At 67.0% G+C, this 15,954-nt stretch carries 13 protein-coding genes; 6 read left to right on the plus strand and 7 right to left on the minus strand.

All coding sequences use genetic code 11. The features are described 5' to 3' along the window. Positions 1-6 precede the first annotated feature (6 nt). The 6 genes from JNK84_RS16465 (at position 7) to JNK84_RS16490 (ending at position 8,131) form a co-directional block, all read left to right on the plus strand. Positions 7-1,083, plus strand: coding sequence for a TRAP transporter substrate-binding protein (locus JNK84_RS16465; protein ID WP_293425757.1), 1,077 nt, complete (start codon positions 7-9; stop codon positions 1,081-1,083). Positions 1,084-1,206: 123 nt separating this feature from the next. Continuing rightward, positions 1,207-1,851 (plus strand): TRAP transporter small permease subunit, encoded by a 645-nt coding sequence (locus JNK84_RS16470; protein ID WP_293425759.1) that lies wholly within the window; start codon positions 1,207-1,209, stop codon positions 1,849-1,851. Continuing rightward, complete coding sequence (locus tag JNK84_RS16475; protein ID WP_293425761.1) at positions 1,848-3,224, plus strand: TRAP transporter large permease; 1,377 nt, start codon at positions 1,848-1,850, stop codon at positions 3,222-3,224. Before JNK84_RS16470 ends, JNK84_RS16475 begins: the two co-directional genes overlap by 4 nt. A gap of 299 nt (positions 3,225-3,523) precedes the next feature. Continuing rightward, positions 3,524-5,689: an FAD-dependent oxidoreductase gene (locus tag JNK84_RS16480; RefSeq protein WP_293425763.1), complete on the plus strand. Its 2,166-nt coding sequence runs from the start codon at positions 3,524-3,526 to the stop codon at positions 5,687-5,689. A gap of 184 nt (positions 5,690-5,873) precedes the next feature. Then, positions 5,874-7,718, plus strand: coding sequence for an ABC transporter ATP-binding protein (locus tag JNK84_RS16485; RefSeq protein WP_293425765.1), 1,845 nt, complete (start codon positions 5,874-5,876; stop codon positions 7,716-7,718). Between the two features lie 125 nt (positions 7,719-7,843). Next, on the plus strand, positions 7,844-8,131 hold the full coding sequence (locus JNK84_RS16490) for a hypothetical protein (protein ID WP_293425767.1): 288 nt from the start codon (positions 7,844-7,846) through the stop codon (positions 8,129-8,131). A gap of 187 nt (positions 8,132-8,318) precedes the next feature. Here JNK84_RS16490 and cysN read toward each other — a convergent pair whose 3' ends face one another. From cysN to cysG, 7 genes are all read right to left on the minus strand, one after another. Beyond that, entirely contained in the window at positions 8,319-10,256 is a 1,938-nt protein-coding gene (cysN, locus tag JNK84_RS16495) for a sulfate adenylyltransferase subunit CysN (protein WP_293425768.1), read from the minus strand. After that, positions 10,256-11,107, minus strand: a complete 852-nt coding sequence (gene cysD, locus JNK84_RS16500) for a sulfate adenylyltransferase subunit CysD (RefSeq protein ID WP_441343264.1) — start codon at positions 11,105-11,107, stop codon at positions 10,256-10,258. The genes cysN and cysD overlap by 1 nt, the downstream gene beginning before the upstream one ends. A gap of 132 nt (positions 11,108-11,239) precedes the next feature. Continuing rightward, complete coding sequence (locus JNK84_RS16505) at positions 11,240-11,773, minus strand: DUF934 domain-containing protein (protein WP_293425770.1); 534 nt, start codon at positions 11,771-11,773, stop codon at positions 11,240-11,242. A gap of 2 nt (positions 11,774-11,775) precedes the next feature. Continuing rightward, a complete protein-coding gene (locus JNK84_RS16510) occupies positions 11,776-12,525 on the minus strand; it encodes a phosphoadenylyl-sulfate reductase (RefSeq protein WP_293425772.1) in 750 nt (249 codons plus the stop codon). After that, positions 12,512-14,170 (minus strand): nitrite/sulfite reductase, encoded by a 1,659-nt coding sequence (locus JNK84_RS16515; RefSeq protein WP_293425774.1) that lies wholly within the window; start codon positions 14,168-14,170, stop codon positions 12,512-12,514. The genes JNK84_RS16510 and JNK84_RS16515 overlap by 14 nt, the downstream gene beginning before the upstream one ends. A gap of 14 nt (positions 14,171-14,184) precedes the next feature. Beyond that, a complete protein-coding gene (locus tag JNK84_RS16520) occupies positions 14,185-14,520 on the minus strand; it encodes a DUF2849 domain-containing protein (protein ID WP_293425775.1) in 336 nt (111 codons plus the stop codon). A gap of 11 nt (positions 14,521-14,531) precedes the next feature. Further along, the gene (gene cysG / locus JNK84_RS16525; RefSeq protein ID WP_293425776.1) at positions 14,532-15,947 is read right to left on the minus strand and encodes a siroheme synthase CysG; all 1,416 of its coding nucleotides are present in this window, start codon (positions 15,945-15,947) and stop codon (positions 14,532-14,534) included. Between the last annotated feature and the right edge of the window lie 7 nt (positions 15,948-15,954).

The following is a 15,954-nucleotide window of genomic DNA, read 5'->3' on the forward strand; positions in this document are numbered from 1 at the left end:
ACCACCATGACCGGATTGCGATCCGCCGCGGCCGCCGCCGCGCTGACACTGGGGCTGGCTGCGCCCGCGCTCGCGCAGACCATTCCGCCGGGCCCGCCGATCAACATGCAGATCGTCACCCAGCCGGGACCTGCCATGCCGCAGTTCACCCGCGTCGACCAGCCGCTGCTGCGTGACGGCCTCGCCACCAAGTCGAACGGCCGTATTCGCGTGACGCTCGCCTCCTGGCCGGAGCGCAACCTGAACGGCCCGGAGATCCTGCGTCTCGTCCGCTCGGGTCAGGTCGATATCGGCGCGGTGCCGCTGAACACGGTCGCCGGCGACGTGCCGCTGCTCGACGTCATCGATCTCGCCGGCCTCAACCCGGACCTCGAGCAGGCGCGCAAGGTTGCCGCCGCCATGCTGCCGGAGGTCAACAAGGAGCTGGAGCGCTTCGGCGTCCGCATCCTCGCCATGTATCCCTTCGCGGCGCAGGAGTTCTTCTGCCGTGGCCAGGTGACCAGCCTCGCCGACCTGCGGGGAAAACGCATCCGCACCGGCGGCGGCTCGTCCAACGACTTCGTCACCTCGATCGGCGGCCAGCCGACCGGCATCGGCTTCCCCGAGGTCTATTCAGCGCTGGAGCGCGGCGTGGTCGACTGCGCCATCACCGGCACTGGCTCGGGCAACTCGGCCCGCTGGTACGAAGTGACCCAGAGCCTCTACGCGCTGCCGCTGTTCTGGTCGGTCTCCGCCTATGTCGTGAACATCCAGTGGTGGAACCGGCTCGATCCGGCCGTGCGCGCCCTGATGGAAGCGACCATCAAGGAGGTGGAGGAGGCGCAGTGGAAGCTCGGCCTCGAGCAGACCGAGGACGGCATCGCCTGCAACACCGGCAACCGCGAGGGCTGCAAGCTCGGCCGCGTGCCGGACGCCAATCCGATGCGCGTGTTCCGCCCGGTCCCGGCCGATACCGAGGTGATGCGCGCGACGCTGTCCTCGACCATCCTGCCGAACTGGGTGAAGCGCTGCGGCGCGCGCTGTGGCGAGACCTACAACCGTCTCGTCGCGCCGATCACCGGCGTTCGCTACGCCGGCAACTGACCGGATATCGAACCGCTCTCACGCGGGCAGCAGCCGCCGCCCGCGTGAAAGCCCTGACGACAAGACAAGGCGATCCGGTCAAGGATCGCTTCTGATGGCCGCAACCGGCCGAGGGGACCGTCAATGCTGAACACCCTGATCGACGCCGCGGGCGCCGGGCGGCGTTCCGTGGCCTGGCTCGGCCGGATGATGGGCTATGCCGCGGGCTGGTGCTTCATCGGCACGGCGGGACTTATCACTTTCGACGTGCTGGCGCGCCGGTTCCTCGGCTTCTCGACACAGGCGACGACGGAGCTCTCCGGCTATGCGCTGGCCTTCGGCATGGCCTGGGGGCTGTCGCACACGCTGTCCATGCGCGCGCATGTCCGCATCGACGTGATCGTCAACCTGTTCCCCGACCGCATCCGCTACTGGCTGCACCTGACGAGCCTCGCCTTCCTCGCGGTGCTGGCCGGCTACCTGTTCTACGGAGCCTGGACGCTGGTCGAGGAATCCATGCTGTTCAACGCCACCGACATCTCCGTCATCCGCACGCCGCTCGCCATTCCGCAGGGGCTGTGGGCCTTCGGCATCGGCATCTTCCTGCTGCTTATCCTCGCCCTCCTGATCGAGTGCTTCCTGCTGATCGTCGCGGGCCGTGGCGGCGAAGCTGAATCGCTGCTGCACAGCCGCACCTATCAGGAGGAGGTCGCCGAAGCGCTGGAAGCTGTCGGCGAGCCCAATGCGGAAGAGATCGCCAAGTCCATCCAGCCCGAGGTGAAGCCGTGATCGCCGTCGTCTTTCTGCTGATCCTCGTCGGCATCATGTTCGGCATGACCTTCACAGGTCATGCTCCCTCCGGCGAACTGATGGGCGAGATCCTGCTGCTCGTCGGCCTGTTCGTCTTGTTCTTCGGCATGGGCATCTATGTTGGCGCGGCGCTGGGCGTGCTCGGCCTGATCGTCGGCTATGCCTTCTCCGACCGGCCGTTCTGGCTGTTCATCGGCCAGACCATCTGGAACCCGTCCTCGTCCTTCGTGCTGGTGGCCGTGCCGCTGTTCCTGCTGATGGGCGAGATCCTGCTGCGCGCCGGCCTCTCCGACCGGCTCTATCGGACGCTGAACATCTGGCTGAACCGGATGCCCGGCGGCCTCCTTCACACCAATATCGCGGCATCCGGCGTGTTCTCGGCCATTTCCGGCTCGTCGGTCGCCACCGCCGCGACCATGGGCTCGGTCGCGCTGCCCTTCTTCAAGGACAAGCCCTACGACCCGAAAATGGTGCTCGGCTCGCTCGCCGCCGGCGGCGCGCTCGGCAACCTGATCCCTCCGGGCATCACCTTCATCATCTATGGCCTGATCACCGAGACGTCGGTCGGCGCGCTCTATGTCGCGGCCATCGGGCCGAGCATCCTGGTGGTCGCGCTGTTCATCGCCATCATCCTGATGAAGGCGAAGACCGCCGCCCCGCGCGATCCGGACGGGCCGCGCTATTCCTGGGGCGAGAAATTCCGCAGCCTGATCGACCTCCTGCCCACCGCCATCCTCATCCTGATCGTGCTCGGCACGATCTATGGCGGCCTCGCCACGGCGACGGAATCCGCGGCGCTCGGCGTCATCGCGGCCATCGTGCTGGCGGCGATCGACGGCAAGCTCAGCTTCAAGATGCTCAACGACTCGGCCGAGGCGACCGCGCGCAACACCGCGCTGATCGGCCTGATCCTGTTCGGCGCCTATCTGCTCAACTACGTCTTCACGGCGCTCGGCGTGCCGCAGGCGCTGGCCAAGCTCGTCTCCGAAATGCCGCTGCCGCCCTGGGCGATCATGCTGCTGATCATCGGCTTCTACCTGGCGCTCGGCACCTTCATGGAGGGCTTCTCCATGATGATCACCACGATCCCCGTGATCTTCCCGGTCGTCACGGCGCTCGGCTACGATCCGATCTGGTTCGGCGTCATCGTCGTCATGCTGGTCGAGATCGCGCTGATATCGCCACCGGACGGGACGGTGCTCTACGTGCTGCAGGGCATGAGAAAGGATGGCGGGCCGATCACCGATGTCTTCTCCGGCGTGCTGCCCTTTATGCTCGTCTACATCCTCGCGGTGGGCATCCTGATGATCTTCCCGTCCATCGCGCTATGGCTGCCGACAGTGATGCGTTAGGTGGCGTGCTACGGCGGCGGCGGTGAAGCGCCGCCATCTTGAGGCCCCATTGCGCTTTCAATCAGCGGAACGCGTTGCCTGACATGGCGGTTCAGGTGGCGTTCAGTTCTCCGCGTCCATTGATCGGCTCTCACAACCCCACCGGGTCGTGCGGCGAGGGGTCTTCCGGGAATAACCGTTGCTGCGGGGATTTGCCCGCCAACGCTTTATTCGTGCGCAGACCATCGCTATAGCACATGCCCGGAAATCAACGCACAAAGTCGGCTGCGACCAGGCCGGCAAGAGACGAAAGCTCGAATATGACACGTGTCGCGATCGTCGGTGGCGGGCCGGGTGGCCTGTTCACCAACTACCTCCTCGACCGGTTCTGCGATGGCCTGTTCACGGCCACGCTGTTCGAGGCCTCCGACCGCCTCGGCGGCAAGGTGGTCACCGACCAGTTCGACAAGGGCAAGTCGCTGTTCGAGCGTGGTGTCGCCGAGTACTACGACTACTCGCATTTCGGCCCGGATCCGCTGAAGCGGATCATCACCGAGGTGATGGAGCTCGACGTGGTGCCGATGGACGGCAAGGGCGTCATTCTCGACGGCAACATCCTCAACAACCGCCGGGACATCAAGAAGCACTGCGGCGAGGCGACGCTGAAGGCGCTGGACGAGTTCCACGCCAAATGTCGCGAACTGTGCTCTCCGGACGAGTATTACGAGGGCTATTCCGGCGACGACAACAAGCACCCCTGGGCGGGCAAGACCTTCCGCGACGTGCTGGACGAAATTCCGGACGAGACCGCGCGCAAATATATCGAGGTCGCCGCCAAGTCCGACGTCGCCACCGAATCGCAGCTGACCAACGCGCTGAACGGCCTCAAGAACGTCCTGATGGACGATCCGAAGTACCTGCGGCTCTATTCCATCGTCGGCGGCAACGAGCGGCTGATCGACGGCCTCGCCGAGCGCATCTCGGCCAAGGTGATGCTGGAAAGCCGCGTCTCGAAGATCACCCGCAACGAGGGCGGCACCTACAATCTGACGGTGCGCCGCAAGGGTCGCGACGAGGTGCACGAGTTCGACCATGTCGTGGTCGCGCTGCCGAACTACTGGGTCAGCCAGATCGAGTTCGAGGGCCGCGGCGCCCGCATGGCGATCCAGAAGCACCAGGCGCGCTATGACAATCCCGCTCATTACCTGCGGGTGACGATCCAGTTCAAGAAGCCGTTCTGGAACGAGCATTTCCAGGGCAGCTACATCATGACGGACGCCTTCGGCGGCGCCTGCCTCTATGACGAGTCCTCGCGCCATCCCTCCAAGCACGGCGTGCTCAGCTGGCTGATCCCGGCGACGCAGGCCCTCGCGCTGTCGAACCTCGACGATGACAGGTTGATCGAGCTCGCGCTCGACTCGCTGCCGCAGGACCTGATCGCCACCGCCCGCAAGCAGTATCTCGACGCGAAGGTGCAGCGCTGGGTCGGCACGATCTCGGGCCTCCCGGGCGGCCATCCGGCTCCCGAGCTGCGCGAGCGGCACCAGCCGGACGGCAAGGTGCTGCCGAACCTCTATCTGGTCGGCGATTACCTGTTCGACTCGACCGTCAACGGCGCCTACGACTCGGCCAATTTCGCCGTCGACATGATGATGGGCAAGCTGCGCGGAGCCGCCTATTCGGGCGCCCGCAAGAAGGCCGATCTCGAGAAGCAGAAGGGCGTGGTCGAGGAGGGCTTCGTCGAGTCGACGCTCACCGACGACTACCACGACAAATATGCCGTCGGCCTCTCCTACGAGGAGAGCTTCCGCGAGTATTTCGACGAGCAGTACAATGCCGACCTCTACGAGTGCATTTTCGGCATCAAGGCGCCCTACACGCTCCTCGATGTCGGCTCGGCCTCCGGCCTGACGCTGAAGTGCTTCGCCGATATCGGCATCGACGCCTGGGGCATCGAGAACTCGCGTCACGTCCATGCCCAGACGCCGAAGGACTGGCTGCACCGCAACCTGCTCGGCGACGTCACCAACCTGCCGTTCGAGGACCAGTCTTTCGACGTGATCTACGACACGTGCCTCTGCTACGTACCGGAAGAGCTGATCGACAAGGCGATCGCCGAGCTCTACCGCGTCACCCGCATCGGCATCTTCTTCGGCGGCATCACCGCCGACATGACCCGCGAAGTGATCGAGTATCACGACGTCTTCGACGGCGTGCTGACGCTGGAATCGACCTGGCAGTGGTCGGAGCGCTTCCAGCGCCACGGCTGGCGCCCGGCGGTTCACGACCAGAAAATTCTCAAGAAGGCGTGGAAGATCGAGTGCGACGCCAACGAGGGCGACTTCCCCTGGTATCCGGATATGGAGACCATGCGCTATTGCTTCTACGCCAAGCCCGATGCCGGCAAGTGGGTGGAAAAGCTCATGGCGGGCCGTGAGAAGGGCCCGACGAGCAAGCTGAAGCTGGTGGCCGGCGGCAAGCGCTGATCACGCTGCAATCGATCTCAACGGTATCGGAGGCCGGGCTTTTTGCCCGGCCTTCTTCGTTTCTGCCGGAAGAAGGCTTGCATCGCGACGGATTTCGGGTGCATCGCGCCGTTGAATGAGGCAAGACGGGTGGAGCGCACTTCTCGCACCCCTCGCCCCGGGCAGGCAGGATCCAGAGCCGGACATGATCCAGGACAAGAACTACGTCGAGCCCGAAGAGGACAACGACGAGGAGGAAGAAGAGGACGTCAGCGCCGACGACATCAAGGCGATCCTGCGGTTCCTCTCGCCCTTCGCCGCGCCCTACAAGGGCCTGCTGGCCTTTCTCGGCGTCCTGATCCTGATCGAGGCGGGGCTCAACTTCTCCTTCCCGCTCGTCACCCAGTATCTGATCGACGAAGGCCTCATCAAGAAGGAGTGGCGGGCGCTCATCAACTCGCTGATCTTCATGGGCGTGGCGGCGCTGGCGGTCTCCGTGGTCGCGCTGATCGCCGACTACGTCTACACGCGCCTGTTCACCCAGATGACCAAGGACATCCGGCAGCACCTGTTCGACCACGTGCAGTCGATGTCGATGCCGTTCTTCCACACGACGCCGACCGGCACGGTGCTGTCGCGCTTCTCCGGCGACCTCGTCGCGCTGGAAGCCGGCATTGTCGGCGTGGTGCCGCAATTCATCATGCCGTTCATGGAGGTCATCTACGCGACCATCCTGATGTTCATGTTCGACATCTGGCTCGGCCTGATCGCCTCGCTGATCTTCCCGCTGATCCTGTGGTGGCCGCGCATCTTCGCGCGCAAGGCCTTCATCGCGGCCTATGAGAAGCGCCAGACCGAGGGCCGCCTGATCGGCGCGGTCCAGGAGAACGTCGCGGCCCAGCCGGTGATCAAGGCGTTCGGGCTCGCGCCCCGCGCGCGCATCGACTTCTCGACGCTGAACACATCATGGTTCGGCATCGCGCGGCGCACGAATTTCGCCTCGGCGCTGGTCGAGCGCACCGCGCAGACCGGCCTCTATGTCATCCACATCGCGGTCTTCGCGCTCGGCGCCTACTGGGCCTATACGGAGCGGATCACGGTCGGCACGATCATCGCCTTCGAGGGCGTGTTCCTGTCGATGGGCTATGCGCTCACCAACGTCACGCAATACGTGCCGACGCTGGCGCAGGCCGCCGGCTCCATCCACCACCTCAACGACCTCCTCGCGGTGAAGCCGACCATGGTCGACCCGCCCGGCGCCGGCGAACTGAAGCCGTTCGAGCGCGAGGTGCGTTTCGAGACGGTCGCCTTCTCCTATCCGGGTTCGTCGTTCCGGACCGAGGGGCTCGACGTCACGGTGCCGAAGGGTTCGTTCCTCGGCATTGTCGGACCCTCCGGCTCCGGCAAGAGCACCTTCCTCAACCTGCTGATGCGCTTCTACGACCCGAGCGAGGGGCGCGTGACGATCGATGGCACCGACATCCGCACGGTGACGCAGGAATCGCTGCGTCGGCAGATGGCCGTGGTGTTCCAGGAGAGCTTCCTGTTCAACACCTCCATCGCCGAGAACATCCGCATGGCGCATCCCGCCGCCACGATCGAGGAGATCCACGAAGCGGCGCGCCAGGCGGAGGTGCATGATTTCATCATCTCGCTGCCGGCCGGCTACGACACGGTGGTCGGCGAGCGCGGCGGCCAGCTCTCGGGCGGGCAGCGGCAGCGCGTCGCCATCGCGCGCGCGCTCGTGCGCAACCCCGCGCTGCTGATCCTCGACGAGGCGACCAGCGCCCTCGACGCCGCGACGGAAGCGAAGCTCAACGACACGCTGCGCAAGATCGCGGAGACGCGTACCGTGGTCTCGGTGACCCATCGGCTCGGCAGCGTCGTCACAGCCGACCGCATCATCGTGCTGGAGCACGGCCATATCGTCGAGACCGGCACGCACAGCGCGCTGCTCAGGCAGGACGGTCTCTACGCCACGATGTGGTCACGCCAGCAATCGGCCCGGCGCGTCGTGGCGCGGGAGGACGACGAGGAAGAAGAGGAATAGGCTGGCTAGCGCCCTCTCCGGAGAGGAGGGTTGCTGTCCGACGGGCGCAAAAGGCAAATGCCTTCCCTTTCTGTCGCTGATCCATCCCCTTACAATCGCTGCGTTTTCCTCGATGGAGGCGCGGCATGTCCGTCAGCGTGGCCGAATCACATGCAACTGGCCTCAGGAGCGCGCTCGCCACGCTCCGCCGTACATTCGCGCCGGCGGACCATCTGGCGCTCTGGACGCTGACGCTGGACGGAGCGGTCGCCGGGGCGCTGCTGCGCGAGGGCGGCAGCTATCGGCTCGACCTCGTCGGCAGGGAGGCCGAGACGCGCGACCTGCTCGCCAATGCCGATGGCATCGCGGTTCTGGAAAACCAGCTGTCCGCTCGTCTCGGCGGCACGGTGCGGCTTCAGGCGGTCGCGGCATAGGGCGAGCTCGTCTCTGCGTGGATCAATAGCCTCTCACCAGCGCCGGATGAGGGGGATCAGCAGGCACCTTCACCCGCCCGCTGCGCGGGCACCCTCTCCCGCAAGGGGAGAGGGTTCGGAGCCCCCCAATAAGGGGTCGAGCCTCTCCGTCGAACCATCGGGTAAGCGATCCACCACTGATCAACACTCACAGCTGCGAGGCATCGAGCGAGGTCAGCGCAGCTTCCGAGCGCGCGAGGATCAGTTCCACCACTTGTTCCGCCGCATCCTCGGCCGTCACGACGTCCGAGCGCAGCACCAACGCCGGGTCGAGCGGCGGCTCGTAGGCCTGCGCGCGACCGGTAAAGTGGGCGATGCTGCCCGCCTCGGCACGCGCATAGAGGCCTTTCGGATCACGCTCGCGGCAGGTATCCGGCGAGGCATCGACGAAGATTTCGAGGAACTGCCCACCGCCGAACTGCGCCGCCACCCGGTCGCGGTCCGCGCGAAACGGCGAGACCAGCGCCACGAGCACGATCAGCCCTGCCTCGGTCATCAGCTTGGCCACTTCCCCGACGCGCCGGACGTTCTCCGAGCGCGCGGCCGCATCGAAGCCGAGATCGGCGTTCAGCCCCTGTCGGAGATTGTCGCCGTCGAGCAGCGCCGTGTGCCGGCCGAACGCCACGAGGCGGCGCTCCACCAGATTGGCGATGGTCGATTTCCCCGAGCCCGGCAGGCCGGTCAGCCAGACGACAAGGGGAGACTGCCCCTTGAGACCAGCGCGCGCGGCCGGCGTCACTTCTGTCGGATGGCGGTGAACCTCGCGCGCACGGTCGAGGCTCTCGACGATCATGCCGGCCGCGACCGTCAGATGCGTCGCGCGGTCGACGAGGATGAAGCCGCCGGTCTCGCGGTTATCGGAATAGGGGTCGAAGGCGATGCGGCTTGCCGTCTCGATCTCCGCCCGGCCGATGGCGTTCAGCTCGAACCCCTGCGGAGCGGGGAGGCGGGCGAGGCTCGCCACGTCCAGCCGGTCCACGAGGCGCGTGACGGTGGCGGGCACGGTGGCGCTGCCGATCTTCAGGAGATAGCGGTCGCCGGCGCGGCCGGCCTTCTCGTCCATCCAGACGAGGTCGGCGGCAAGGCGGCGCGCTGTGGCCGGACGCTGGCGCGGGTCGGCTAGGAGGTCGCCGCGCGAGATGTCGACTTCGTCCGAAAGGGTGAGCGTGACGGCGCGCGCCGCCTCGGCGGCGGCCAGATCTCCGTCCTGCGTGACGATGCGCCTGACGCGCGAGGCGCGCCCCGAAGCCGCGACCACCACGGGATCGCCGACCGCGACGCGACCCGAAGCGATCGTGCCGGCGAAGCCGCGGAAATCGAGACTCGCGCGGTTGACCCACTGCACCGCCATGCGGAAGGGCGCGGCGGCATCCTCGCCTGTCGTCTGAACCTGCTCGAGGTGGCGGATCAGCGTCGGCCCCTCATACCAGGGCGTATTGCGGCTGCGGATGGTGACATTGTCGCCGAATCGCGCCGAGACCGGCACCGCGACAACCGAACGGAAGCCGAGCGGCGCGGCGAAGGCATGGAAGTCCGCGACGATTGCTTCGAAGCCGTCCCGCGAGAAATCGACGAGGTCGATCTTGTTCACCGCCAGCACGACATGGCGGATGCCGAGCAGCGAGACGATGGCGGCATGGCGGCGGGTCTGCTCAAGCAGGCCCTTGCGCGCATCGACCAGCAGGATGGCCAGCTCGGCGGTGGAGGCGCCCGTCGCCATGTTGCGCGTGTACTGGGCGTGGCCGGGCGTGTCCGCGACGATGAAGGCGCGCCGCGCGGTGGAGAAGAAACGGTAGGCGACATCGATGGTGATGCCCTGCTCGCGCTCGGCCTCCAGTCCGTCGAGCAGCAGGGCAAGATCGAGATCCTCGCCCGTCGTGCCGAAGCGGCGCGAATCCGATGCCAACCCCGCGACCTGATCCTCAAGCAGGCCGATGGAATCGTGAAGCAGGCGGCCGATCAGCGTCGACTTTCCGTCATCGACCGAGCCGCAGGTGATGAAGCGCAGCGCGCCGCGGTCACGAACGGGGAGCAGGTCATTGGCAGGATCGAGGCCGAGTGGCCGGGTGGCGAGCGAGACGGTCATCAGAAATACCCTTCGCGCTTCTTGCGTTCCATCGAGGCCTGGAGCGCGCCGTCGACGAGCCGGCCCTGCCGCTCCGACGAACGCGAGGCGACGATCTCGGCGATGATGGCCTCGACCGTGACGGCCTCGGATTCGATGGCGCCGGTCAGCGGCCAGCAGCCGAGCGTGCGGAAGCGGACACGCTTCGTGACGACGGTCTCGCCGGGCCGAAATCGCATGCGCTCGTCGTCGACCATGATCAGCGCGCCGCCGCGCTCGACCACCTTCTGCTCGGCGGCGAGATAGATCGGCACGATCGGGATGGCTTCGGCGCGGATGTAGTCCCACACATCCAGCTCGGTCCAGTTGGACAGCGGGAAGACGCGCATCGTGTCACCGGGGGCGAGGCGGGTATTGTAGAGCCGCCAGAGTTCGGGGCGCTGGTTGCGCGGATCCCAGACATGACCCGACGAGCGATGCGAGAAGATGCGCTCCTTGGCGCGCGCCTTTTCCTCGTCGCGGCGCCCGCCGCCGAAGGCCGCGTCGAAGCCGTGCTGGTCGAGCGCCGCCTTCAGCGTCTCGGTGAGCATCTGGCGGGAGTACTCGCCGGTCTCGGTGTCGAAGGGCGTGACCCCCGCCGCCGCGGCCGCCTCGTTGCTGTGGACGAGAACGTTCAGCCCGTATTTGCCGGCGATCCGGTCGCGGTGGTCGATCAGCGCGCGGAAGTCCCAGCCGGAGGCGATGTGCAGGAACGGGAAGGGCGGCGGCGCGGGGTAGAAGGCCTTGCGCGCGATGTGCAGCATCACGCTGGAATCCTTGCCCACCGAATAGAGCATTACCGGGTTGCGGAATTCGGCCACGACCTCGCGCATGACGAAGATGGCCTCGTCCTCGAGGCGCTGAAGGTGGGGCGAAAGCGGCCGGCGGCCCTCCCCGGAGGAGAAGGTGTCAGCGCCCGGAATGCGGGCGGCGGAAGCAGTCACGACGGGATACTCCGATAGGCCTCAGGCGGGTGGAAACGGGACCGGCGTGCGGCGCAGCCAGGGGCGCGCGCCGGGAGCGGCGGGAACCTCGGCCGTGTCATTCGACGCCGGCTGATAATGACGGGAGACGGCGACGATGCGTCCCGTCTCGATGGCGCGGGCGGTGCCTTCGTGAGCCACGTCGAACGCGTCGACGCCGGCGCGCGCGAGCAGCGTGACCTGGTCGCGGAGCACATCGCCGGATGCGCGTATTTCGCCGGCAAATAAGTGCCGATCACGCAGCAGTCGGGCGATGGAATAGAGGCGGCCGTCGGCATAGCGCGGGATGACCAGCTTCACGAGCGACAGCCGCGGCAGGATGGCCTCCAGCCCGTCGAGCTTCTCGCCCGAGGCGATGACGACGCCGAGCGGCGCGTTGCGGGCCTCCAGCGCGGGCCATTCGGCGACAAGCCGCGCCTTGGGCAGGCCCACGGGACCACTGTCGGGGAAAGCCTCGCCCTCGGCTGGAAAGGTCCAGTCGTCGGTGACGCGAACCCCGTGTCGGAAGAGTGCCATGATCAATACCCTGCCGTTGCTGCCGCCGGCCGATGGATGCCGCATTCCGTCTTGGCCGTGCCGCGCCAGCGACCGGCGCGGACGTCCTCGTCACTGGCGACCCGCGAGGTGCAGGGCGCGCAGCCGATGGAGGCATAGCGTTCCGCCACCAGCGGATGCGGCGGCAGATCGTGAGCCTCGGCATAGGCGGCGATCTCGGCCGCGCCCCAGCCCGCGAGCGGATTGACCTTGATCCGAGCACCCTCGGCCTCGAAGACATCGAGGCTGCTCCGCGTCTCGGCCTGAAAGCGCTTGCGGCCCGACATCCACGCCGCGAAGGGTTCAAGGGCACGTGCGAGCGGCGCGACCTTGCGGAAGCCGCAGCAGGCATCGGGATTCTGTTCGGCCAGCGCCAGCCATGGATCGCGCACGCGCGCCTCATCCGCAGAGGGACCGACCGACCGGACGTCCGTCAGGCCGAGACGCGTGACCAGCGCGTCGCGGTAGCCGAGCGTCTCGCGGAAGTGGCGGCCAGTATCGACGAAGATCACGGGAACATGGCGGTCGACCTCCGCCGCCATGTGCAGCAGCACGGCCGATTCCGCGCCGAAAGACGAGACCAGTGCGATGCGACCGGCGAACAGGTGGCTCAGCGCCAGTTCCACAAGCGCGGCAGGTTCGCGGCCGCCATGGAAGCGCTCTAGCGCGGCCGCCTCCTCGGACAGCGCGGCGAGCGGCTCAGGACGCGCGCGGGACAGGTCAAGCCTCGGCATAGAGCGCCTCGCGGAACGGCGCCTCGCCGACGCGGCGATAGGCATCGAGGAACTTTTCCTGCGGCGACGTCCGGATCTTCAGATAGGTCTCGACGACGGTCTCCACCGCATCGACAACCTCATCGGAGGAGAAGCCACGGCCGACGATTTCGCCGATGGAGGTGATCTCGTCGCCTGAGCCGCCCAGCGTGATCTGGTAGAATTCCTCACCCTTCCGGTCGACACCGAGAATGCCGATATGGCCGACATGGTGATGGCCGCAGGCATTGATGCAGCCGGATATCTTCAGCTTCAGCTCGCCGATTTCCTCCTGCCGGTCGAGCGCCGCGAAACGCTCGGAAATGCGCTGCGCGACGGGGATCGAGCGGGCATTGGCGAGGGCGCAGTAGTCGAGGCCCGGGCAGGCGATGATGTCGGTGACGAGGCCGGCATTCGGGGTGGCGAGCCCCGCCCGCTTCAGCGCGGCATAGACGGCGGGAATGTCGTCGAGGTGCACCCAGGGCAGGACGAGATTCTGCTCGTGGCTGACGCGGATCTCGTCGGCGGAATAGCGCTCGGCGATATCGGCGATCATGTCCATCTGCGCCGAGGTGGCATCGCCCGGCGGCAGGCCGGTGGGCTTCAGCGAGACGGTGAGGATGCCGTAGCCCGGCGTGCGATGGGCATGGAGATTGCGGCGGAGGAACCGGGCGAGCTCCGGGTCGGCGGCCTTGGCCTTTTCCAGCACGTCCGAATGGGCCGGCAGGGTGGCGAGCACCGGTGGCGCGAAATAGGACTGGATGCGCGAGATCTCATCAGCCGGCAAAGTGAGTGCCGTGCGGCCGAGGGCGGCGAACTCGCGCTCCACCGCCTGCCGCATCTCGTCCTCGCCCATCTCGTGGACGAGGATCTTGATGCGCGCCTTGTACTTGTTGTCGCGCCGGCCATCGAGGTTGTAGACGCGCAGGATCGCCTCGCAATAGGTCAGCAGGTCCGCTTCGGGCAGGAAATCCCTGATCTTCCTGGCGACCATGGGCGTGCGACCCTGACCGCCGCCGACGAAGACGGCGAAGCCAAGCTCGCCCTTGGCGTTCCGCTTCAGCTCGAGACCGATATCGTGCACCTGGATCGCCGCGCGATCGTTCGGCGCGCCGGTCACCGCCAGCTTGAACTTGCGCGGCAGGTAGGTGAATTCGGGGTGGATCGACGACCATTGCCGGAGGATCTCGGCATAGGGACGTGGATCGCCCACCTCGTCCGCCGCAGCGCCGGCAAAATGATCGGCCGTGACGTTGCGGATGCAGTTGCCGGAGGTCTGAATGGCGTGCATCTCGACCTCGGCGAGTTCCTTCAGAATGGCCGGCATGTCGGCCAGCCTGATCCAGTTGAACTGCAGGTTCTGGCGCGTGGTGAAATGGCCGTAGTCGCGGTCATAGGAGCGCGCGATATGGGCGAGCCGGCGCATCTGGCGCGACGACAGCGTGCCGTAGGGAATGGCGATGCGCAGCATATAGGCGTGAAGCTGCAGATAGACGCCGTTCATCAGCCTGAGCGGCTTGAACTGGTCCTCGGTCAGTTCGCCCGAGAGGCGGCGCGCCACCTGATCGGAGAACTCGGCGACCCGCTCGTTCACGAAGGCATGGTCGAATTCGTCATAGCGATACATGGACAGAACGACCTTCAGAGGTGGGCGTAGGCTTCGGGGGGCAGCGGCACGGTCGGGCCGGTCGCGCGGATCAGTTCGCGCAGCGACACGGGCCGCACGAAGCCGCCTTCGCGGATGATCTCGATCAGCGCCGGCTCGACGATGAGGCAGGCGTCCTGATCGGCATTTGCGCGGGCGAGCAGGGCGTCGGCGTCTTCCGACGTCTCGGCGACTTCGGCTCGGCCGATATCGATGGACCATGTGCCGTCGCCGTGACGGAAGACCACCGCACCAGTGGCGAGATCGTTGGAAGTGGCGACGACCGGCTTGAAGACCTTGGACTTGCGGGCCTGCTGAGGATTGGCGGACATGGGCGTCTCCTTCAGGCCGCTTCGGCCAGCGTCAGCGCGAAGGGCTCGGCTGCCGCGATGTCGCCATGGGCGGTCGCCTCGCCGATCAGAATGAGGACCGGGCCGGAGAGATCGTCGCGCGCGGCGAGGCTCCGGAGCTCGCCGAGCGTTCCCGCGAAGAGGCGGCGGCTGGCCCGGCCGGCATTCTCGACGGCGAGGACCGGCGTCGAGAGCGGAAGGCCGGCGCCAACGAGGCGCGCGACGATCCGGTCGGCCACCGACTTGCCCATGTAGAGCGCAACCGTGCTGCCCGATGCCGCGAGATGTTCCCAACCCTGGGGCTCTCCGCCATCGGCCCCGTGGCCCGTCGCGAGGATCAGGTGCTGGGAGACGCCGCGCAGGGTCAGCGGCACGGCGGCATCGGCGGCGGCGGCGAGCGAAGCGGTGATGCCGGGCACGATCTCGTAGGGAACGCCGGCAGCGCGCAGCGCGGCGATCTCCTCGCCGGCGCGGCCATAGACCATGGGGTCGCCGGCCTTGAGGCGGACGACGCGGCGGCCCTCATGCGCGAGATGGACCAGCAACGCGTCGATCTCGCCCTGCGTGACCGAATGCCGCCCCTTGCGCTTGCCGACGGACATGCGGTGCGCGTCGCGGCGGCCCATGGCGATGACGGCGTCCGGCACCAGCGCGTCATGAACGATGACATCGGCGGTCTGAAGCAGGCGCTGGGCGCGCAGGGTCAAAAGGTCCTCGGCGCCGGGGCCGGCACCGACCAGAAACACCTTGCCTTCGGCGGCCTCGCTTTCGGCCGAGCCGAGCGCCTTGCGGGCGATGATCTCGGCGCGGTCGAGTTCGCCGGCAAGCGCCACGTCAGCGGCACGGCCCTCGAACAGGCGCGTCCAGAAGCGGCGGCGCGGCGCGCCCTCGGCCAGCGCCTCGTTGACGCCGCCGCGGATGCGCGCCGCGAGTTCCCCGAGCCGGCCGAAGGCGGGCGGCAGCAGCGCCTCGATCAGCGCGCGCACTTTCTGGGCCAGCACCGGGGCATGACCGTCCGTCGCAATGGCGATGGAGACCGGCGCACGATCGACAATGGCGGGGACGGCGAAGTCGGAAAGATGCGGCCGGTCCACGACATTGACCGGCACTCCGGCCGCACGGCCGATCATCGCGATGCGGGCATCCTCGGCTTCATGGCCCATCGCGACGAAGAGGAGAGCCGCGCCCGCGAGGAAAGCCGCGTCAGGTTCGGCGTCGGCAAGCGCCACACCGTTGGCCGCTGCAAACCGTGCGAGGTCGGCCGTGGGCGACTGCGCGCAGAGCACGAGGTTCGCCTCCGTGCGCACCAGCAGCCGAAGCTTCTGCAAGGCCTGTTCGCCACTACCGGCGACGACCACCCGGCGGCCGGCGATATCGTAGGAAACGGGGAAGAACCTGAAACGCGACACGGGACGG

Origin of the sequence: Phreatobacter sp., assembly GCF_016793595.1 — a bacterium.
In the GTDB taxonomy this organism is placed as follows: domain Bacteria; phylum Pseudomonadota; class Alphaproteobacteria; order Rhizobiales; family Phreatobacteraceae; genus Phreatobacter.